This window comes from Auraticoccus cholistanensis (assembly GCF_009742705.1).
Taxonomy (GTDB): domain Bacteria; phylum Actinomycetota; class Actinomycetes; order Propionibacteriales; family Propionibacteriaceae; genus Auraticoccus; species Auraticoccus cholistanensis.
In genome coordinates this window covers 580798-602248 of the sequence record NZ_WPCU01000005.1, presented here as the reverse complement: position 1 = coordinate 602248, position 21451 = coordinate 580798, and the positions used below count along the sequence as shown (strand labels likewise).

At 74.2% G+C, this 21451-nt stretch carries 12 protein-coding genes and 1 tRNA gene; 7 read left to right on the top strand and 6 right to left on the bottom strand.

The genetic code is table 11. The features are described from left to right. Positions 1-91 precede the first annotated feature (91 nt). Complete coding sequence (locus tag GC722_RS08675; protein ID WP_156609535.1) at positions 92-1417, bottom strand: family 43 glycosylhydrolase; 1326 nt, start codon at positions 1415-1417, stop codon at positions 92-94. Between the two features lie 347 nt (positions 1418-1764). Here GC722_RS08675 and GC722_RS08670 point away from each other — a divergent pair, with 347 nt between their 5' ends. Then, on the top strand, positions 1765-6729 hold the full coding sequence (locus tag GC722_RS08670) for an SdrD B-like domain-containing protein (protein WP_156609534.1): 4965 nt from the start codon (positions 1765-1767) through the stop codon (positions 6727-6729). A 152-nt stretch (positions 6730-6881) separates the two neighbouring features. Then, entirely contained in the window at positions 6882-7571 is a 690-nt protein-coding gene (locus GC722_RS08665; protein ID WP_156609533.1) for a hypothetical protein, read from the top strand. Positions 7572-7596: 25 nt separating this feature from the next. On the opposite strand, the gene GC722_RS08660 is transcribed toward GC722_RS08665, so the two are convergent. Then, positions 7597-8907, bottom strand: coding sequence for a right-handed parallel beta-helix repeat-containing protein (locus GC722_RS08660; RefSeq protein WP_197429915.1), 1311 nt, complete (start codon positions 8905-8907; stop codon positions 7597-7599). Positions 8908-8979: 72 nt separating this feature from the next. On the opposite strand from GC722_RS08660, the gene GC722_RS08655 reads away from it, so the two are divergent. Further along, positions 8980-10161 carry a Dyp-type peroxidase gene (locus GC722_RS08655; RefSeq protein WP_156609532.1) on the top strand — a complete coding sequence of 394 codons (1182 nt, stop codon included), beginning with the start codon at positions 8980-8982 and terminating at the stop codon, positions 10159-10161. Positions 10162-10357: 196 nt separating this feature from the next. Here the strand turns inward: GC722_RS08655 and GC722_RS08650 are convergent. After that, positions 10358-10431 (bottom strand) — tRNA-Met (locus tag GC722_RS08650). 61 nt (positions 10432-10492) lie between these two features. After that, complete coding sequence (locus tag GC722_RS08645; protein WP_156609531.1) at positions 10493-12520, bottom strand: thioredoxin domain-containing protein; 2028 nt, start codon at positions 12518-12520, stop codon at positions 10493-10495. Positions 12521-12647: 127 nt separating this feature from the next. Here GC722_RS08645 and GC722_RS08640 point away from each other — a divergent pair, with 127 nt between their 5' ends. Further along, a complete protein-coding gene (locus GC722_RS08640) occupies positions 12648-13583 on the top strand; it encodes a DMT family transporter (protein ID WP_156609530.1) in 936 nt (311 codons plus the stop codon). Between the two features lie 12 nt (positions 13584-13595). Beyond that, complete coding sequence (locus GC722_RS08635; protein ID WP_156609529.1) at positions 13596-16421, top strand: DEAD/DEAH box helicase family protein; 2826 nt, start codon at positions 13596-13598, stop codon at positions 16419-16421. 7 nt (positions 16422-16428) lie between these two features. Here the strand turns inward: GC722_RS08635 and GC722_RS08630 are convergent, their stop codons facing one another. Together GC722_RS08630 and GC722_RS08625 are read right to left on the bottom strand one after the other, a co-directional pair. After that, positions 16429-16854: a VOC family protein gene (locus GC722_RS08630; RefSeq protein ID WP_156609528.1), complete on the bottom strand. Its 426-nt coding sequence runs from the start codon at positions 16852-16854 to the stop codon at positions 16429-16431. Positions 16855-16938: 84 nt separating this feature from the next. After that, a complete protein-coding gene (locus GC722_RS08625) occupies positions 16939-18069 on the bottom strand; it encodes an FUSC family protein (RefSeq protein WP_156609527.1) in 1131 nt (376 codons plus the stop codon). A 159-nt stretch (positions 18070-18228) separates the two neighbouring features. Between GC722_RS08625 and GC722_RS08620 the strand changes: the two genes are divergently transcribed. Beyond that, on the top strand, positions 18229-20220 hold the full coding sequence (locus GC722_RS08620) for a SpoIID/LytB domain-containing protein (protein WP_156609526.1): 1992 nt from the start codon (positions 18229-18231) through the stop codon (positions 20218-20220). A 59-nt stretch (positions 20221-20279) separates the two neighbouring features. Further along, on the top strand, positions 20280-21451 hold a 1172-nt coding region (gene serA, locus GC722_RS08615; protein WP_331714565.1), incomplete at its 3' end, for a phosphoglycerate dehydrogenase.

Here is a 21451-nt window from a genome sequence, read left to right as displayed (position 1 = left end):
GTAAACGACTCGCGCGAATCGGTTCGGCCCCGACCTGCGCGTCCTGGGAGCGCCCGGGGCGTGGTGACCGCTGTGGTGGTGACCGGCGTGCTCAAGCCGTCTCGAGGTAGTCGATCTCGGCGAACCCGGACCGGTGCCGCAGCCGCACGGTGTTGAGACCTTCCTGCAGCTGGACGTTGGCCGAGACCTCGTGCCAGCTGTCCCAGCCGTGGGCGGGGTAGCCCACCACCTGCTCGGCGCCGCCGTCCACGGTGAGGGTGTGGGTGGCGTCGCCGTACCCGGCGGCGTAGCCGATGTGGACGGTGTAGCTGCCGGCCTCGGGGGCGAAGACGTCGACCTCGACCCAGCTCGTGCCGTGGTCGAGGCGGGCCACCACGGCACCCCCCGAGGCGCCCGCCGCGCCGTGGCGCACCTCGGCGTCGTGGATGCGACCGTCCTCCGCCTCGTCCCGCAGCCGGCTGCCGCGCACCACCGGGCGGTTGTCGTCCCATCCCAGCGCCGCGGTGTACATGCCGCGGCCGCCGGAGGCGAGGTGGCCGTGGAAGACGAGGGTGTCGCCCACCACGTCCTGGCCGCCGGGGCCGTCCACCGCCCCGTCGAGGGTGTCGGTGGTGAGCAGCGGACGGGGAGCCCGCTCGTAGGGACCCCTCAGCGAGGAGGAGACCGCGTAGCCGGTGTGGTAGTTGCCGGTGCTGTAGACGCCGGCGGAGAAGAGCAGGACGTACTCCCCGTCGCGGTGCACGAGCGTCGGGGCCTCGATGACCCCCTCGTCGCTGGGCTCGTTGTTGCGCAGCAGCTCGACGCGGCGGCCCAGCAGCTCCAGCCCCGTGGTGTCGGTGCGCTGCAGCCACAGGACGCTCGGCTCGCCGATGGCGTTGCCGTCGTTCTTGTAGAGCAGGTAGCGGCGGCCGTCGGTGTCGACGAAGGAGCTGGCGTCGATGTCGCCACCCTCCTCGGGGTCGCAGACCAGCGGCTCGCCCTGCGGCACGAAGGGACCGTCCGGGTCCTCGGAGACGGCGGCGCCGACGCACATCCGGTCGTTGTGGTCGTTGCGGGCGGTGAAGTACAGCAGGAAGCTGCCGTCACGTCGCTGGGAGACGTCGGGAGCCCAGAAGCCGTGGGTGGTGCGGATCCAGTCCGGCCACGGGTCGGTGGTGAAGACGTCGCCCTGGACCGTCCACGGCCCGTCCACCGTGGGCGCGGTGGCGTGGGGGACGACCCCCTTGTCCGGGCTGGACGTGGAGTAGGCGTGGAAGGTGCCGTCGACCTCGATGACGTCGGGGTCGGGGAAGTCGCTGGCGATCACCAGCTGCGGCGGCACGGTGCCGGCCTGCGGCTCGGCGGAGACACCTCCGGGGCCGATCAGCGCCAGGGCGAGCGCCAGCGGGAGGAGGAGGATCGAGCGGACCCGCGTCATCGAGGACTCCTGTGGTGGGTCGAGGGGGTTCGACCCCGCCCATTGTGCCCCAGGTCACAGCAGGGGGACCAGCGGCCCCGCGCACGCCGGCTGCGAGAGGCAGTGAGGGGGGCTAAGCGGGGGGCTACGCAAGGGGGCTAATTCGGGGGCTACGACCCCGTTAGCCCCGGGCTAATTCTGCGCGTTTGCTGGACAGTCGGGCGGCAGGTACTGGAGACGAAGCTGGCCCCGGGCCTAGGTTCCTCGACGACGCCTCCTGAGGATCCCGGGAGGCGTGCTGGGTCTCACCGTCCTCCGACCGCCCCGCGCGCCGGACGACGGGTGGGCACGTCTCGACAAGGAGCAGGGTGCGAACTCGATCTCGAGCTGCAGGAAGCCACGCCGGGCGGACCGTCGGCACCACCGGGTGGTGGGCGAAGTCGCTCGTCGCGCTGACCGCCACCGCGCTGTGCGCGACGTCGGTCGCCGCGCTGCCCGCCGCGGCGGCGGAGGGCGACACCATCACCGGGTCGGCCTGGCAGGACTACGACGCCAACGGCGTCTTCGACACCTACGAGCAGCCGCTGGCCGGCATCGAGGTCTACGCCTACGACTCCGAGGGCAACGTCGCCGGCCCGGCGACCACCGCCGCGGACGGCACCTACACCATCGAGACCACCTCCGACGCGGAGCAGTGGCGGGTGGAGGCCGACGTGCCGGACACGGCGGACTGGGAGGCCTGGCGTGACGGTGCCAGCGGGGCGGACCACCGCTCGACGGTGCAGTTCGTCACCACCGTGCCGACCGGAGAGGTCGACTTCGCCTTCCAGGTCCCCGGCACCTACAGCGAGAACAACCCGCTGATCTACCTGCCCGAGTACCACTCCGGGGCCGCCGACGGCCCGAACGCCGGCGCGCGCGCCGGCGGCGTGCTGCGGTACGAGGCCGAGAGCCCGGGCGACTACCAGACCGTCCCCACCACGATGGACGTGCCCTTCGGGCAGGTGGGCGCGACCAACGGGTCGGCCTGGCAGCGACCCACCAGCCCTGACGACTTCGGGTCGCTGTTCGTGGCCGCCTACGTCCGTCGCCACTCCGGCCTCGGTCCCGGCGGTATCGGCGCCATCTACCAGGTGGAGCCGAACGGCGCCGACGCGACCGCGCCCACCGGGACCGCCGAGCTGTTCGTCGACCTCACCGACTACGGCATCGACCTGGGTCCGGAGTACGACGCGGGCGCCGGGCAGACGGCCACGGGCATCCGGCCCCGGCCCTCGCTCGAGCCCGGCAGCGAGTACACCAACCCCAACTACGACTGGACACGCGACTCCCAGGCCTGGGACAAGGTCGGCCGGACCGGGCTCGGCACCATCGCCTTCTCCTCCGACGAGCGCTACCTGTTCGCCGTCAACCTCTACAACCGCTCGATCGTCAGGATCGAGGTGGACAAGCCCGCGACGCAGGTGCTGTCGGTCGAGGAGTTCGACCTGGACCAGTACTTCCCCGACGACGGGGAGCTGCGTCCCTACGGCGTCTCGGCCAACCCGCTGACCAACGAGCTGTACCTGACGGTCACCCGGACCGCCGAGCTGAGCGAGGACAGCGAGCAGCTGCACGGCTACGTGTACCGGTTCGCCGCCGAGCAGCCCGACGACCTGGACCCGGTGCTCGACTTCCCGCTGACCTGGGAGCGGTACTACGACGTCGAGAACCCCGAGGGCACCGTCGTCCAGGCCTACGACTACAAGTTCAAGTTCTGGACGACCGACCCCGCGAAGGCCCTGGCCACCGCCGGCATCCCGGACAACCAGGCGCACCGTCCGACGCCGGTGATGGCGGACGCGAAGTACCTGCACGGCAACCTCATCATCGGGATCCGCGACCTCTGGGGTGACACCCTCGGCGCGAACACCTACTACGGCCCGACGCCGGGCAACCCGGTCGACGACCGGATCACCAGCATCCGCGCCGGTGGTGAGATCCTGATGGCCGCCCCGAACGCCGACGGCACCGGCTGGGAGATCGAGGACAACGGCGTCGCCGGCGGCGTCACCGGAGCGGGCAACCCGGCCGAGGAGTGGGGCCCGGGAGGCTGGAAGTACTTCGACGACTCCTGGCGGGCCGGCGGCGCGACCGCCGTCCACGACCGGCAGGCGCTCGGCTCGCTGCTCGTGCTGCCCAGCCGGGACGACGGCGTGCTCTCCACGGCGGTCCACGCGGCGGGCGGCTCGATCCAGGTCGGGGTCCGGCGCTTCTACCAGGCCACCGGCGCCCACTACGACCCGCGCGGGGCGACCACCGTGCAGTTCACCAACACCGGCGCTCCCATGGTGACCGCGAAGGGCAACGGGCTGGGCTCGATGACCGCACTGTCCGCGGCGGCGCCGATCGAGATCGGCAACTACGTCTGGTACGACGTCGACCGCGACGGTGTCCAGGACGCTGACGAGGACCCGGTGGTGGGCGCCACGGTGAACCTGTACGCGGCCGACGCCGACGGCAACCGGACGGGTGCGCCGATCGCCACGGTGGAGACCGACGAGCTCGGGCAGTACTACTTCACCTCCGGTGAGCACGGTCTGCTGCCGAACACCCGCTACGTGATCGGGGTGGACGACGCCGCCGACTACGAGACCGGCGGCGTGCTGGAGGAGTGGGTCCCGACCGTCGCCGACACGGGTGATGAGAACAGCCTCGACCCCGACCGCAACGACTCCGACGGCGTCGTGGACGACGACAACGGGTTCCCCTACATCTCGCTGACCACCGGCGACCTGGGGGACAACGACCACACCTTCGACTTCGGCTACTGGAAGTGGACGCCGGGTCTGGACAAGGAGCTCGTCTCGATCGAGGAGAACCCCGACGACGACGGCACCTGGCTGATCACCTACCGGCTGACCGCCAGCAACGGCGGACCGTCGCAGGGCGAGTACGACCTCTCCGACGACCTCACCCAGATGGGCGAGGGGATCGTCCTGGAGGGTGCGACGGTCACCGGCCCGGAGGACCTGCCTGAGGGCGTGGAGGTCAACGCCGGGTTCGACGGCGTCGACGACCAGCTGGTCGTCGAGGACGTGCCGATCGCCGCCGAGGCCGAGCACGTGTACACCGTGACGGCGACCGTCTCGCTGGAGGCCGACGAGGCCGGCGAGGTGACCGTGCCGGTGGAGAACCTCACCTGCCAGCCCGCTGACGGTGGCTTCGCGCCGGGCAGCGGCGGGTACAACGCCGCCACCCTGCACCCGACCGACAAGCCGGACCTGGTCGACGAGGCCTGCCCGTCGCTGCCGCTGGTGACCATCGACAAGGAGCTGGACGGTGTGCCCACCCACGTCGAGGGTGAGCCGGGCATCTGGGAGGTGCGCTACCTGCTGACCGTGTCCAACCCGTCCGAGGCCGACACCGACTACGACCTGACCGACGCCTTCCGCTTCGGCGCCGGCATGACGATCGTCGACGGCTCCGCGACGGTGGCCAGCACCGAGCCGGCCGGGATCGAGGTCTCGCCCAGCTGGAACGGCGTGGACGACACCGTGGTGGTCACCGACGAGCCGATCGCCGCCGGTGACGAGCACGTCTACTCGGTCACCGTCCGGTTCGCCCTGGACCTGGCCTCGGTGCCCACCGAGCCGGTCAGCAGCGACTGCCAGCTGGGCGCGGGCGAGGACGGCACCGGGCTCCGCAACGACGCCGGGGTCTCCTTCAACGGCTACACCGACCGCGACGACGCCTGCGCCGAGACGGGTGAGCCGCAGATCGACAAGACCGTGGTCTCCGCCGAGCCGGTCGGCGACGGCCGCTGGGAGGTCGTCTACGGCGTCGAGGTCTCCAACCTCGGCGTGGCGGCGACCGGGTACGACCTGGACGACGAGCTGCGCTTCGACGAGACCGTGACGGTGGAGTCGGCCGAGGTCACCCAGGCACCCGACGGTGTGACGCTGGCCGACCCCGCCTGGGATGGCGCGGAGCAGCTGCGGGTGGCCGAGGACGTGGCGCTGCTGGGCAACGACGACGAGGGCTACGCCCCGCACGTCTACCAGCTGACCGTGGTCGCCGAGGTGCCGGTCGACCTGGTGGCCCAGGGCGGCATCGCCGTCTGCGCCGAGGGTGAGGGCAGCGAGGAGCCCGGTGCGCTGAACAACCGGGCCTCGATCGACCTGGTGGACGAGCGGAGCAAGTCCGACGTGGCCTGCCCGCCGCTGCCGTCCTTCGAGCTGACCAAGACGGTGTCCGAGGGCCCGACGGCCGTCGACGACGACACCTTCAGCATCACCTACGACCTGGTGATGTCGAACACCGGTGCGGCTGCGGGTGAGTACGACCTGTTCGACCAGCTCGACTACCCGGGCGCGGTGGACATCACCGACGTCATGGTGTCGGAGACCATCCCCGCCGGCCTGCCGGTGCGGGACGGGTTCACCGGGCAGGGCGCGCAGGCGCAGGCCGAGGAGAACCAGGTGGCCGACGACGTCGAGCTGGCCGCCGGCCAGTCGCACACGTACCACGTGACGGTCAGCTTCGACGTCGACGCCGACGCGGCCGAGCTGGCGGCTCTCGACTGCCAGGTCACCCCCGGTGGCGACGGTCCGGACGGCCTGGTGAACGGTGCGGTCGCCGACCACAACGACCAGGAGCTCAGCGCCGGTGTCTGCACCCCGCTGGACCTCAAGGGCGACCCGACGCTGGACAAGAAGGTGCTGCTGCCGGGGGAGACCCTGGACGACGCCGGTGAGGTCACCGACACCCTCTACGACGCCGAGGGCGACCCGCAGCCGCGGGAGGTCGAGGTCGGCGACGTGATCCAGTACGGCATCGTGGTGCAGGGCCACGACCGGTTCCCGTCGGTGGACGTGCGGGTCGACGACGTGCTGCCCTCCGGGGTGGAGTACGCCGGGGACTACAGCGCCGACCAGGGCGAGTACGACGGCCGGGTCTGGACGATCGGCGACCTGGCCCCCGGTCAGGTGGTCACGCTGCTGATCGACGTCGAGGTCGGGGACGTGCCGGCCGGCGAGATCGTCACCAACGTGGCCCAGCTGCACGCCAACGGCAGCCCGGTCGACGACGACGGTGACCGCGAGGGTCGCAACACCGACCCGACCGACGGCTGGGACGCGGTCGACATCACCGTGGTCGACCCCGACCTGGGCGGCGGCGGTGAGGGCACCGACGACGGCGGGTCCGACGACGGGAACGCGGGCGGCGGAGCCGGCTCGCTGCCCGACACCGGTGCCCCGGCGGTGCTCGTGCCGCTGCTGGCCGGACTGGCGCTGCTGCTCGCCGGTGCCGGTGTGCTGGTCGCCCGTCGACGGGGGCTGGTGCACCGCTGACCCCGACGAGTCACGGGAGAAGGCGTCCGCGGGGATGCCGGCCACGCACCCGGTGCGTGGTCGGCATCCCCGCGGCGTTCCCGGGCCGGCCACCGGTGCTGGCTATGATGACGCGCCGCTCCCGATCCACCCCGACCCCTGAGGTGCCCCTGATGATCACCCGACGAGCCCTGCTCGGGATCGGCTCGGCGACCGCGCTGGGGCTCCTGGTCGGCTGCGGCGAGGACGGCCCCCGCCCGCTCACCACGGCCGAGTCCGAGCGCCTGGCGGTCATCCGCTTCAACGCCTACGACGAGGGGACCCGGGCGCTGCAGCTGCAGCTGTTCGGCACCCCGGAGCCGCTGCGGCTCACCGGCTGGGTCGACTACCGCAGCTCCGTCGCCTACGCCGAGATCCGCACCGCCGACGGGGCCGAGCAGCTCGGCCTGGTGCACTGGGACAAGGCGGTCAAGGCGAGCCGGCCCGCACCGGTGCCCGACCCGGTGCTGCCCCCGCCGGCGGACGGCTGGCAGCGCAGCCCGCTCGACCACGAGCAGGCGGTCTTCGACACCGCGCTGGCCATGGTGCTGCAGCTGGGGATGGACCGACCCGACAACCCGCTGCTGCTGGCGCAGAGCGACGCCCGGTGGCTCCGCTCGGACCGGGTGGGCGACGTCACGGTGGACGTGATGACCGGTCCGACGCCGGAGGGGGCGCCCGACCAGGCCGGGTCGAGGCTGCGGTACTGGGTGGACGAGCGTGGCCACCTGCTGCGCCTGGAGGCGGTCATCGGCCCCACCGACCTGTGGAGCACCTTCGACTTCGCCACCGCCGAGGACGTCGCCGTGCCGGCCCTCGGCTGAGCCGGCCCGACCTCCCTGGAGCCGATCAGTCGGTCCCGTGCGCCCGCTCGGCGTGCAGGTCCTGCGGCGGCAGCGAGGTGTCCTCGGCGGTCACCTCGGGCGCCTGCGGCGGCGCGGTCCGTGCGGCCTCGTCCAGCTGCGGCTGGTCCAGCGGGGCGCGCACGTCCCGGAAGGAGATGCCGGCCGGGGCGGTCTCGGGCTGCAGGGTGGCCCCCACCGCCTCGGCCCCGCCGTCGGGGCAGGACCAGCTGGCCGCGAGGCCCTCCGGCAGGGTGCTGTCGAAGTCGTTGTCCGCCAGGCAGTTGCCCTGCCCGGGAGCCCGTCGGGAGGCGGTGTAGGCCAGGTCGACCCCGTTGTCGGAGCCGACGTTCCCGCTCACCCGGTTCCCCAGCGGCGGGATGTCCTCGGCGGAGCTGATCAGCACCCCCGCGGTGGGGTGGCCGCTGACCACGTTGGCGCTGACCTCGTTGCGCTGCGCCCCGGCCAGGGCGATCCCGATGCCGTAGCCGCCCTCGGCGTGCGCCGGCGTCTGGACCGCGTCGTTGTCGGCCACCACGTTGCCGGCGACCAGCCCCTCGCGCTGGGGGACGAAGGCCTCCTGGTAGTCCGACAGCACCGACACCCCCACCCGGTTCGCGACGAAGCGGTTGCGCACCACCGAGACGGTGCTGCTGGCGTTGGCCTGCTCGTAGCCCACCGCGTTGTACTCGCTGACGTTGTGCCGCACCACCACGTCGCAGTCCTCGCACTGGCCGACGTAGAAGCCGGAGTCGGCGTGCCCGGAGGCGTAGCTCTGCTCGATCACGCCGTTGCGGGCGTCGAAGGCGTAGATGCCGTACAGGCCGTTGTTGGAGGCCGTGACGTAGCGCACCGCGAACCCGTCGAGCGGCGGGAACTGGGCCGGGTCGAGCCGGTGGTAGCCGTCGCTGCCGCGGGCCAGGCCGCCCTCCTCGTCGGAGAAACCGGTCACCAGCACGCCGTTGAGGTTGTAGTCGCGGACGGTGAGGTTGGCCACGGTGACGCGCGGGGCCGTCACCACGACGCCGTTGCTCTTCAGCCCCTCGCCGTCGAGGACGACGCCGTTGCGGTCGGCGCCGAGCAGCGTGATGTCGGGGGTCCTGATCTGCACGGACTCGTGGTAGACGCCCGGGGCGACCGAGACGGTGTCGCCCGGGCGGGCCGCGTCGACCGCCGCCTGGACGGTGGCGGCGTCGCCCGGCACCTGGATGGTCACCGCTCCCTCGCCGGAGGGCCGGACGTCGTCGGCCCCGCTGCACCCGCTGAGCAGCAGCACGGTGCCCAGGACCGCGCCGACGAGTCGCCTCGGTGTTCGCACGGGGGTCACTGTAGCCACCGGGGGACCGTGCGCCCGGCACGTCTGCGGCCCGCCGGCCACTATCCTGCGCGCATGGGATCTGCCGACCGCCCTGGCGCGGTGCGCCCCGGCCTGGGCCGGCGGGCGCTGCTGACCGGCGGGGCCGCCGCCGGCGCCGTGGGCGCCTTCGCGGTCGGGCGGCTGAGCCGGGAGGGCGGGCAGCAGCCGTCCGCGCTGCCCGAGCCGGTGCCGGCGGAGCCGTTGTCGTCCTACGGGCGCCACCAGCTCGGCGTCAGCGAGCCGCTGGTGCGCCAGGCGCACATCGGCGTGACGGTGGCCGACCTCACCGGCGGGCGCGACGTCACCACGGTGCTGGCGGCGCTGGGCAGCCGCATCGAGCGGCTCACGACCGGTGTGGACCCGCAGCTCGCCGGGGTGGACCCCGCCGGCCTCACCGTGACGGTGGGGGTCGGGCCGGACGTCGTCGCCGAGGCCCGGGGCCCCGGCTCGCCCGGGGCGGCGGACCTGCCCCGGTTCGCCCGCGAGGACGTCGAGGAGCAGCAGCGCGGTGGCGACCTGCTGCTGCAGGTCTGCTCCGACGACCCGACGGTGATCGTGCTGGCTGAGCAGGCGCTGCTCGCCGAGCTGGCCGACGACGTCCGGGTCCGCTGGCAGGTGGCGGGCTTCCGCGGTGCCCTGGACGGCATCGGCGCCCGGAACCTGCTCGGCTTCCACGACGGCATCAGCGTGCCGAAGACGCCGGCCGACCAGGAGCAGCTGGTCTGGCTGGACGAGCCCGAGGACCTGGCCGGCGCCAGCATCGCCGTCGTCCGGCTGATGCCGATCCGCGTCGAGGACTTCGTCGCCCTGCCGGTGCAGGAGCAGGAGGCCCGGATCGGACGACGTCGCGACAGCGGCATCCCGCTCTCCGGCGGCAGCATCGACGACGACCCGGACCTGCAGGCCAAGAGCGAGGCGGGGGTCTACGACATCCCCGTCGACGCGCACGTCCGCCGCGCCCACCCGCTGCCGGCCGGGCTGGCCGGGCTGATGCTGCGGCGCAGCTACTCCTACGCCCGCAGCGCGAGCGACAAGGGGCTGATCTTCATCTCCTTCCAGCGCGAGCTGGAGACCTTCAGCCGGACCCTCGCGCGGATGGACGAGCAGGACGCCCTGCTCGAGTTCACCCGCACCACCGCCTCGGGCACGTTCCTGATCCTTCCCGGCTACAGCGCCGAGTGGCCGCTGGGCGCCACCCTGGTCCGCGCCGGCTGACGTCGTCCGGTCGCGCACCCGGCCCCCGGAAAGGCAACTGCCCCGGTCGCGAGGTCCGGGGCAGTCGGGGTTGCGGCGGGTTCTGCACCGGACCGCGGGGCGGTACCACAGTAGCGCGAGGCTGTGCCTGCATCAGGCGAGCGGGCAGAAAGCAGTCAGGCCCGGAGATCGTGGTGAACTCCGGGCCTGACGTCCGTAGCGGGGACAGGATTTGAACCTGTGACCTCTGGGTTATGAGCCCAGCGAGCTACCGAGCTGCTCCACCCCGCGTCGTGAGCACAACATTACAGAGCGATGACGAGGAGGCCAAATCGGCTGGGTGTGCCGGTCGTCACACCGGATCGGTCGCGAGCTGGGCGGCGAGGTCGTCCACCGTGGTCACCGGCAGCCGGCAGACGAACTGCCGGCAGACGTAGGCGGTGGGGCGTCCGCCCGACAGCGGACGCGAGGCGAGCAGCGGCAGCCCGGGGGAGTCGGGTGCGCCCGCCACCACCAGGGAGCCGCCAGGAGCCAGCCGGCGCGCCGCCTGCGCGAGCTCAGCCGTGCCCGGGTCGTCGGCCGGTCCGACCACCGCCACCTCCACCGCCGGGCGGCGCAGCCGGGTGACCGCGTCGGCGATCAGCCAGCCGGCGAACCGGGGGGCCCGGGGCACCAGGCCGCCCGCGGTGGCCGCGGCCTGCTCGGCGCGCTCGCTCCACCGGCTCTCGCCGACCAGCCGGGCCAGCTCGGCCAGGGCGTGCACGGTGGTGCTCAGCCCGGACGGGGTGGCGTTGTCGGTGGGGTCCTGCGGGCGCAGGTACAGCTCCTCGCTGCCGACGGCGGTGTCGGAGAAACCGCCCTCGCCGTCGTCGAAGCGCTCCACCAGCGTCGCGGCCAGCGACGCCGCCCGCTCGGCCCACCGACCCTCCGCCCCGGCGGCGGCCAGCCGCACCGCGGCGAGCACCAGGGCGGCGTGGTCCTCCAGCAGCCCGAGGGCGTCACCGACCTCGCCGTCGCGCGAGACCCGGCGCACCCCGTCGGGGCGGACGTGGGCCTCCCAGACGAAGTCCAGCGCGCGCTCGGCCAGCGCCAGCCAGTCCGGACGCGCGAAGACCCCGGCCGCGTCGGCCAGCGAGGCCACCAGCCAGCCGTTCCAGGCGGCCACCACCTTGTCGTCGCGGCCGGGCCGAGGACGCCCGGCCCGGGCGGCGGCGAGCCGGCTGCGCACGCCGGCCCAGCGGGCAGGGTCCGTGCCGGGGTCGCGCTGCAGCGTCGAGGTGCCGTGCTCGAACGTGCCCTCCTCGGTCACCCGGGCCACCGCGGCCGCCCAGCTGCCGTCCTCCTCGCCCAGCACGTCGCGCAGCAGCTGCGGGGTCCAGACGTAGAAGGCGCCCTCGCGGGACCGTCCGGGGGTGCCGAGCAGACCCGGGTCGGGGCTGTCGGCGTCCAGGCTGGCGGCGAAGGCCCCCTGCGGGGTGAGCATCTCCGCCTGCAGCCACTCCACCGTCTCCCCGACCACCCGCTCGGCCAGCGGCTCGCCCGTGCGGCGCCACCAGTGCGTGTAGACGCCGAGCAGCAGGGCGTTGTCGTAGAGCATCTTCTCGAAGTGGGGCACCACCCAGTCCGCGTCGACGCTGTAGCGGGCGAACCCGCCGCCCACCTGGTCGTACATGCCGCCCAGGGCCATCGCCTCGCAGGTGCGGCGCACCTGCTGCATCGAGGTGTCGCCGCCCTCGCGCAGCAGCGCCTCCAGCACCATGGACGGCGGGAACTTGGGCGCCGGCCCGAAGCCGCCGCGCCGGGCGTCGAAGTCGGAGCCGAGCCGGCGCAGCGCCTCCTCCAGCTCGGCCTCGCCGACGGCGCCGGGCAGGGTCCGCACCGCCGTCCGGCTGAGCTCGGAGCGGATCATCCCGGCGCTGCCCACCACCTCCTCGCGGCGGTCCCGCCAGGCCTCGACCACCGCCTGCAGCAGCTGGCCGAAGGAGGGCATCCCCTGCACCGGTCGCGGCGGGTAGTAGGTGCCGGCGTGGAAGGGCAGCCCGTCGGGGGTGAGGAAGACGCTCATCGGCCAGCCGCCCTGACCGGTCATCGCCTGGGTGGCGTTCATGTAGACCGCGTCCACGTCGGGACGCTCCTCGCGGTCGACCTTGACCGAGACGAAGTGCTCGTTGAGCACCTCGGCGACCGCCTCGTCCTCGAAGGACTCGTGGGCCATCACGTGGCACCAGTGGCAGGCGGCGTAGCCGATCGACAGGAACACCGGGACGTCGCGGCGGCGGGCCTCGGCGAAGGCCTCCTCACCCCACGGCCTCCAGTGCACCGGGTTGTCGGCGTGCTGGCGCAGGTACGGGCTCAGGGCGGTGGCGAGCTGGTTGACCATCCACCCACGCTAGACGCCGGCCGCCGGCGCGGCGCGGGGCCCCCGGCGCAGCACCGTGCAGCGGGGCTGCAGCACCCGGAAGGAGATGTCGCTTGTCGGGCACCGACCCGGTGGGGAGGGTGGCGGCATGTCGGTGTCCTCTCCCACCTCGACCTCTGCGGCGGTACGGCAGCGCAGCTGGCTGCCGCTGGCCGCGGCCGCGGTGACCATGACCTTCTGGGCCTCCTCCTTCGTCGTCATCCGCGCGCTGGGCGACACCGTCGACCCCGGCCCGATGGCGCTGGGACGGCTGCTGGTCGGCTCGGCGGTGCTGACCGCCCTGGTGCTGCTGCGACGAGCCCGGCGCGCCGGGCGACGCACCCCGCCGCTGCCGCGGGGCCGGGCGCTGGCGGCGACCCTCGGCTACGGGGCGCTGTGGTTCGGCGTCTACACCGTCACGGTCAACGCCGCCGGGCGGCTGGTCGACGCCGGCACCACCGCCATGCTGGTCAACCTGGCCCCGGTGCTGGTGGCGCTGCTCGCCGGGTTCCTGCTCCGCGAGGGGTTCCCGCCGCAGCTGCTGCTGGGGCTGCTGGTCGCCTTCGCCGGCGTGCTGCTGATCGCCTCCGCCTCCTGGACCGGGCGGCTGCACCCGCTGGGGGTCGGCCTGGCCCTGGCGGCCGCCGGGCTGTACGCGGTCGGGGTGCTGCTGCAGAAGCAGGCCCTGGCCACCGCGGAGCCGCTGACCGTCACCTGGCTGGGCTGCCTGGCCGGGACGGCGGTCACCCTGCCGTTCGCCGGGACGGCGCTGGAGCAGCTGGGCGGACGGTCGTGGCCGGCCACGCTCGGCGTGGTCTACCTCGGGATCTTCCCCACCGCGGTGGCGTTCCTGCTGTGGACCTACGCCCTGTCGCGCACCAGCGCGGGCCGGATGGCGGCCTCCTCCTACGTCGTGCCGGGCATCGCGGTGCTGCTGTCGTGGCTGTTCCTGGCCGAGACCCCCACCGCCGTCGCGCTGCTGGGCGGCGCCGTCTCCCTGGCCGGGGTCGCCCTCACCCGGCTCCGGAGGCCCGCCCGCCGCTAGCGTGGGCGGGCGATGAGAGCCCAGCACCAGTCGAGCGCGCCGGCCCCGACCCCCGTCCCCGCCGCCCCGGTCCCGCGTCGGCACCAGCAGGAGGCGCTGGACGCCGTCCGCGCCAGCTGGGGCGGGGGCGGCCGGCGGGCCTGGGTGGTGCTCCCACCCGGAGCGGGCAAGACGCTGGTCGGGCTGTGGCTGGCGGCCGAGCGGCTCGCCGACGCAGACGACCCGGTCGAGCGGGTGGTCGTGCTCTCGCCCAACACCGCCATCCAGGGGCAGTGGCTCGCCGAGGCCACCCGGTTGGCCGGGCTGGGGGTGCTGCCGGCGCGCTGCGGCGCCGACCGCGACCTGTCCGCCGAGCTGACGGCGCTCACCTACCAGTCGCTCGCGGTCTTCGACCCCGACTCCGAGGTGGAGGAGGACGGCGGGGAGGTGTCCCTGCTGGGCCGGCTGCACGACAACGGCGCCGAGCTGGTGGCCCGGCTCCGGACCGCGGGCCCGCTGCTGCTGGTCCTCGACGAGTGCCACCACCTGCTGCAGGTGTGGGGACGGCTGCTGCAGGAGCTGCTGACCGAGCTGGCCGACGTCCGCGTGCTCGGCCTGACCGCCACCCCGCCGGCGGCGCTCACCCGCTGCGAGGCGGAGCTGGTGGAGGCCGTCTTCGGCGAGGTGGTCTACGAGGCCTCGATCCCCGCCCTGGTCAAGGAGGGCGACCTCGCCCCCTTCGCCGAGCTGGCCTGGCTGGTGACCCCGACCCCGTCCGAGCAGGCCTGGCTGGCCGCCGACGGCGAGCGCTTCGCCGAGCTGCGCAGCTACCTCACCGACCCCACCCACGGCAGCATCTCGCTGCTGTCCTGGCTCGACCTCCGCTTCTGCGAGCCGGTCCGTCGCACCACCAGCTGGGCGGTGCTGGCCGAGGGCGCCCCCGAGCTGTGCCGGGCCGCCCTGCGGATGCACCACGCCGGGCTGATGCCGCTGCCCGGGGGGGCGCGGCCCACCGAGGCCGACCGGGTGCAGCCCACCCTCGCCGACTGGCTGCTGCTGGTCCAGGACTGGCTGGACGGCCACCTCGCCCGCTCCGACGACGAGGCCGACGCCGCCGTGGTGGAGCGGCTGCGCCGCGTGCTGCCCGGGCTCGGCCACCACCTCACCCGGAACGGCATCCGCCGCGGCCGCTCCCCGGTGGACCGGGTGCTGGCCCGCACCGAGGCCAAGGCCCACGCCGCCGTGCAGATCGTCGGCCACGAGCGCGACACGCTGGGGGCCCGGCTGCGGATGCTGGTGCTGTGCGACCACGAGCGCGCCACCGCCACGCTGCCCAGCGCCCTCGACGGGGTGCTGGACGCGCAGGCGGGGTCGGCGTGGGCGGTGCTGCAGGCGCTGCTGGCCGACCCGGGCACCGCCTGCCTCGACCCGCTGCTGGTGACGGGGCGGACGGTGGCCGGGGCGCCGGCGACGCTGCGGGCGCTGGCCGCCGCGGTCTCCGCCGGCGGGGACGACCTCGACCTCGCCGTCAGCGAGCAGGACGGGGTCGGCGTGCTGCAGGGCCGGTGGGACAGCCGGCGCTGGGTGCGGGAGGTCACCGACTTCTTCGAGGCGGGCCGCTGCCAGGTGCTGGTCGGCACCCGCGGCCTGCTGGGGGAGGGCTGGGACGCCCGCGGCGTCAGCGGGCTGGTCGACCTGACCGCCGCGACCACCATCACCGCCGTGGTGCAGACCCGCGGCCGGGCGCTGCGGACCGACCCCCGCTGGCCGGACAAGGTGGCCCTCACGTGGTCGGTGGTGGCCCTGGCCCCCGACCACCCGGCCGGGCACACCGACTGGGACCGGCTGGTCCGCAAGCACACCGGCTTCTGGGGGGTCGACGCCGACGGCGACGTCGTGGACGGCGTCGCGCACCTCGACCCCGCCTTCTCGCCCTGGCACCCGCCGGAGGCCTCGGAGCTGGGACGGGTGAACGCCCGGATGGTGCTGCGCAGCCAGCAGCGGGAGCGGCTGGCCGCCCTGTGGCGGGTGGGGGAGCCCTACCGCGACGAGCTGGTGCACGTCGTGCGCGTCGTCCCCGGCGGGCGGCAGCTGGGCACCTCCACCGAGCCGGTGCCGGTGGCCGTGCTCCCCGACGGGCAGCTGGTGGCCCGGGCCGGCCCGTCACGGGCCCGGCGCCACCCGGGGGTGTGGGCCCTGCTGGCGCTGGCCGGGCTGGCCGCCGTGCTGGCCGTGGTGCTGGGCCCGGGAGGCTCGTCCGCCGCAGCTGCCCTGAGCTCCGCCGCCGTGGTGGCCGTGCTGTCCGCGGCGGGGCTGCAGGGCGTGCTCTGGCTGCGGCGGGGACGCTCGCTGCTCGAGGGGGCCGGCCGGCCACCCAGCGTGCACCAGGTGGCCTGCGCGGTCGCCGACGCCCTGCACGAGGAGGGGCTGTCGCCGGCGGGGGCGGCGGCGGTCGCGGTGGTCGTCGACTCCGACGGCAGCTCGCGCTGCCACCTCGCCGGGGTGGGCACCGAGGCCTCGCGGGTCTTCGCCGAGGTGCTGGACGAGGCCGTGGGGCCGGTGCTGTCGCCACGCTACCTGATCAGCCGGCGCTCAGCCGGCCCGGTGAGCGGGCGAGGGGACCACTGGCGGATCGGCCGCGGCGGGCCGGCCCCGGTCGAGGAGGTCTGGCACCCCGTGCCGGCGCTGCTCGGGCGCAGCAGCGCGCGCGCCAGCTCCTACGCCCGGGCCTGGCGGCACTGGGTGGGCGAGGGACGGCTGGTGCGCACCGGCACCCCCGAGGGGAGCGGCCTGGTGCGGGCCTGGCAGGGCAGCGACCCGCTGGCCCTCACCACGCTGCACCGCTCCTCCTGGGAGTGAGGCCGGCTCACTCCTCGTCCCCGTCCTCCTCCTCGGGGGCGGGGGTGCGGACCGGCACCGGCTGGTGGGCGATCACGCAGAACTCGTTGCCGTCGGGGTCGCGCAGCACGACGAAATCCGGGTCCTCCGGGTACTGCCAGTCCTCGACCCGGCTGGCGCCCAGGGCCACCAGACGCTCGACCTGTCGCTCCTGCTCGCTGGTGTACAGGTCCAGGTGCAGCCGGACCGGCTGCAGCACCGGCTGGTCGGTCAGCTGCAGCGAGATGGGCGGCCTCGCCGGGTCCGACGACACCAGCATGGTGAACTCCGGGTCCACCTCGGACTCCCGCAGGCGGTAACCGAGCGCCGAGCGCCAGAACGCCACCGCGCGGTCCATGTCGTTCACGTTGACCACCACGGTGCCCACGTGCAGGTCACCCACGTCGCCAGTCATGTCCGCTCCTCCCTCTCGGTGTCCGACCACTATCCCGCAGCCGCCGAACCGACGTCCCCGTCCCCTGCGAACAGGTCTCCTCGCTCAGGCCAGCTCCGGCACCAGGTCCCGGGCGTCGGCGTAGCTGAGTCCGCACAGCTGCAGCAGGTCCACGGTCATGGAGCGGATCTGGGCCAGCACGACGATGTTGGACAGGCTGGTGCGCAGGTCGGTGCGGGCGCTGTGCTGCGCGAGGCGGACCAGACGCTTCTGCGCGGCGGTGGGCAGCCGCCGCTCGTACAGCTCGCCGGCCATGTAGTCGAGGACCTCGACCAGCTCGTCCATCAGCTCCAGGTACGCCGGCGGCGGCAGCTCGGAGTGGAAGGTCGCCACGGCCGTGCGCCGCGTCATCACCCGCAGGTTGCGCATCAGCCGGTCCAGCGGCTCGTAGAGGGCGGCGATGCTCTCCATCTGCGGCCGGTGCGCCCGCACGAAGGGGGAGTAGCGGACCACCGCCATCCCCTCCCTGGTCGCCTCCTCGATCGCCGACAGCTGCGTCTCGCTGCGGCGGGCGCGGGCCAGCACCTCCTCGGCCATCCCGGGGTCGCCGGTGGCCAGCGCCTCCCGGGCGGCGCGCACCGTCCCCGACACCTCCGTCAGCGCCTCCGCGACCAGGATCCGGGGACGCACCAGCGGGGCCGACGGCGCCACCGTGGTGACCAGCAGCGCCAGCGCGCAGCCCACCACGGCGTCCAGCCAGCGCGACACCCCCTCACCGGCCGCCGGCAGCAGGGTCACGACGATGGTGGACTGCACCCCGGCCTGGATCACCATCAGGTTGCGGGCCCCCACCAGGGTGGCGATCGACATGGCCACCCCGGCGACCACCACCACCTGCCAGGGCCCGGAGCCGAAGACCCGGACGAACACGTCGCCCACCAGCACCCCCAGCGCGACCCCGACCGCCATCTCCACCGCGCGGCTGAACCGCTGGCCGAAGGAGAAGCCGAGGCAGACGATGGCCGCCACCGGGGCGAAGATCGGCATCGGGTGCCCGAGCACCCGGCCGGCCACCCAGTAGGCCAGCCCGGCCGTGACGGCGCACTGGGCGATCATGAAGGCCCGGAACCGCAGCCGGCGGGCCCGGCGCCCGAGCGAGGCGGTGCCGCGTCGGGCGGTGCGCTCGCTGGCGTCGAAGGCCCGCAGCGTCAGGCGGAGCAGCGGGGGTGGTCCCATGGGGACATCCTGCCGCGCACGGCGGCCCGGGCCACCCGCCAGGCTCCCCACCAACCCTCGACCCGCACCTGAGGTGGCGCTCCACCCCTTGCCGAACGGGGCCGTGCGGGCGACGATACGCCTGCGTGATCGGGGGATCCGTCTACCAGGAGTCCCCCTGTGCCGCACCGACCCCGACGCCGCCTGGCGGGCGTCCTCGTCTCCGTCCTCGCCCTGCTGGCCGGCGCCGCGCTGAGCACGGCACCGCCGGCCCGGGCCGACTCCGCCGTCAGCCCGACGGCCGGCACCTTCACCGTCTCCGGCAAGGGCTTCGGCCACGGCTGGGGGATGTCGCAGTGGGGCGCCTACGGGGCCGCCACCAAGGGCCTGGACTGGCGCGAGATCCTCGCCTTCTACTACCCGGGCACCAAGGTGACCGCGCTGCCGGCCACGTCCGTGCGGGTCTGGATCACCGCCGACAGCGACGCCAGCCTGACCGTGAAGGCGGCGAAGGGGCTGCGGCTGCACGAGCCCGAGGCCGACCGCTACGTCACCCTGCCCACCGGCAGCAGCTACGCCGAGTGGCGAGTGCGCCGCTCCGGCAGCGGCTTCGTGCTGGAGCACCGGGCCGCGTCGGGCAGCTGGAAGACCCGCAGCCCCGGGCTCGCCGCCGACCGGCCGTGGGTGTTCGACAGCTCGGCCGACGTCGTCTCGGTGGTGCTGCCGGGCGGTGCGGTGACGGAGTACCGCGGCCGGGTCGGGCTGGTCGCCTCCGGCTCCTCGGCCCGGACGGTCAACACGGTGGACCTCGAGTCCTACCTGCGCGGCGTCGTCCCCGCCGAGATGCCGACCTCCTGGGCGAAGGACGCCGTCCGCGCCCAGGCGGTCGCGGCCCGCAGCTACGCGCTGCGGCTGCGCGACGCCTCGACCGCCACCGGGTACGACCTGTGCGACACGACCGCCTGCCAGGTCTACAAGGGTGCGGCCACCACCAGCGGCGGACGTCGCACCGTGCACGAGACCAGCGGCGGCGACGACGCCGTCCGGGCCACCGCCCGCCACGTCGTCACCTCCGGCGGGCGTGCGGCGCTGACCCAGTTCTCGGCCTCCAACGGCGGGCAGACCGTCCGCGGCGACCACCCCTACCTGACGGCCCGCAAGGACCCCTACGACGGCGTGGTCGCCGACCAGTCCTGGACGAGGACGCTGACCAGCGCCGAGCTGACCCGGCAGTGGCCGGCCGTCGGCACGGTGGTGCAGCTGCGGGTGGCCCAGCGCGACGGGCAGGGCAGCTGGGGTGGCCGGGTGCAGAAGATCGAGGTCATCGGCACGAAGGGCCGCACCACCGTCAGCGGCGACACCTTCCGGGGCCGGTTCGGGCTGCGCTCCAGCTACTTCACCGTCTCGGCGTCGGCCAGGTGGCGCACCTTCCCCCGCACCCAGCAGGTGACGCAGCGGGTCACCGTGGCCAGCATCGACTCCCGGGGCCGGCTGCTCAGCCACCCCGTCACCGGCGCGACCACCCTCGGCAGCCCGACGACGGTGCTGGCCGACACCTCCCGGTACCGCCAGCTCACCGCCGTCGGCGACTGGGACGGCGACGGGGTGCAGGACCTGGCCGGGCTGACCACCGCCGGCCGGCTGGAGCTGCTCCGCGGCAAGCCGCTGGGCGGCTACGCGGCCCCCACCCAGCTCGGCGGCTCCGCCAGCCGGCGCGCCGTCGCCGGCGTCGGCGACCTCTCCGGGGACGGCCGGCCGGACCTGCTGGTGATCACCGGCGGGGGCAACCTGTGGCTCAAGACCGGCGACGGCAAGGGCGGCACCGCCGGCGACCGCCGGATCCGCACCGGCTGGAGCAGGCACACCGAGCTGCACGGCGTCGGCGACGTGGACGGCGACGGCCGCGTCGACGTGGTGGTCCGCAGCGGCAGCACCCTCTACCTCTGCCGCGGCACCGCCACCGGGCTCGCGCCGGGGCAGAAGATCCCCGGCGGGTGGGCCACCTACACCCTGCAGGGACCCGGTGACCTCACCGGCGACGGCCGGGTGGACCTGGTCTCGCGCACCAAGGACGGCGTCTGGCAGGTCCGTCCCGGCACCGGCACCGGCAGCGGCTTCGGCTCCCCGAAGACGCTGCGGGGCAGCGGGCTGGGGGTCCTCCCGCTCGCCTGAGCTGCCCAGCCGGTGGACGAGCGGCCGCCGCCGCGGCGGCAGTTCCTAGACTCGCCGGCGTGAGAGCCCTGCTGCTGGAGAACATCCACCCCGAGGCCGTCCGGCTGCTGGAGGAACGCTCCATCGAGGTGGAGACCCGCAAGGGGGCGCTGGACGAGGACGAGCTGGTGGCCGCGCTGCAGGGCGTGGACCTGCTCGGCATCCGCTCCAAGACCCAGGTGACGGCACGGGTGTTCGCCGAGACGGACCTGACCGCGGTCGGGGCCTTCTGCATCGGCACCAACCAGATCGACCTGGAGGCGGCCAGCGCCGCCGGTGCCCCGGTGTTCAACGCGCCCTTCTCCAACACCCGCAGCGTGGTCGAGCTCGCCATCGCCGAGATCATCGCGCTGGCCCGCCACCTGACCGACAAGAACGCCGCCCTGCACGCCGGGGTGTGGGACAAGTCGGCCAAGGGATCCCACGAGGTGCGCGGGCGCACCCTGGGCATCGTCGGCTACGGCAACATCGGCAGCCAGCTGTCGGTCGTGGCCGAGGCGCTGGGCATGCAGGTCTACTTCTACGACGTCGTCGACAAGCTCGCGCTGGGCAACGCCCGCCGCTGCGACAGCCTCGAGGAGCTGCTCAGCAAGGTCGAGACGGTCTCGCTGCACGTGGACGGCCGCCCGGGCAACGCCGGCCTGTTCGGCGCGGAGCAGTTCGACCAGATGCGGCCGCGCAGCCTCTTCCTGAACCTGTGCCGGGGGATCGTCGTCGACCACGAGGCGCTGCGGGAGCGGCTGCTCAGCGGGCACCTGGCCGGGGCGGCGGTGGACGTCTTCCCCGAGGAGCCGAAGTCGGCGGGGGACCCGTTCCGCTCGAGCCTGCAGGGCATCCCCAACGTCATCCTGACCCCGCACGTGGGCGGTTCCACCGAGGAGGCGCAGCAGGACATCGGCCGGTTCGTGGCCGGCAAGCTGCGCGACTACGCCGCCACCGGGGCCACCGTGATGAGCGTCAACCTGCCCGCCGTGCAGGCCGACGAGCGCGCCAGCCGGACCCGGGTGCTGCACCTGCACCACAACGTGCCCGGGGTGCTGGCCCGGCTCAACACGGTGTTCGGCAACCACGAGGTCAACATCGAGCGCCAGCAGCTGGCCACCCGCGGCAGCCTGGGCTACGTGGTCACCGACGTGGCCACCCCGCTCAGCCAGCCCGTCTTCGACGAGCTGCTGGCGCTGCCGGAGACGGT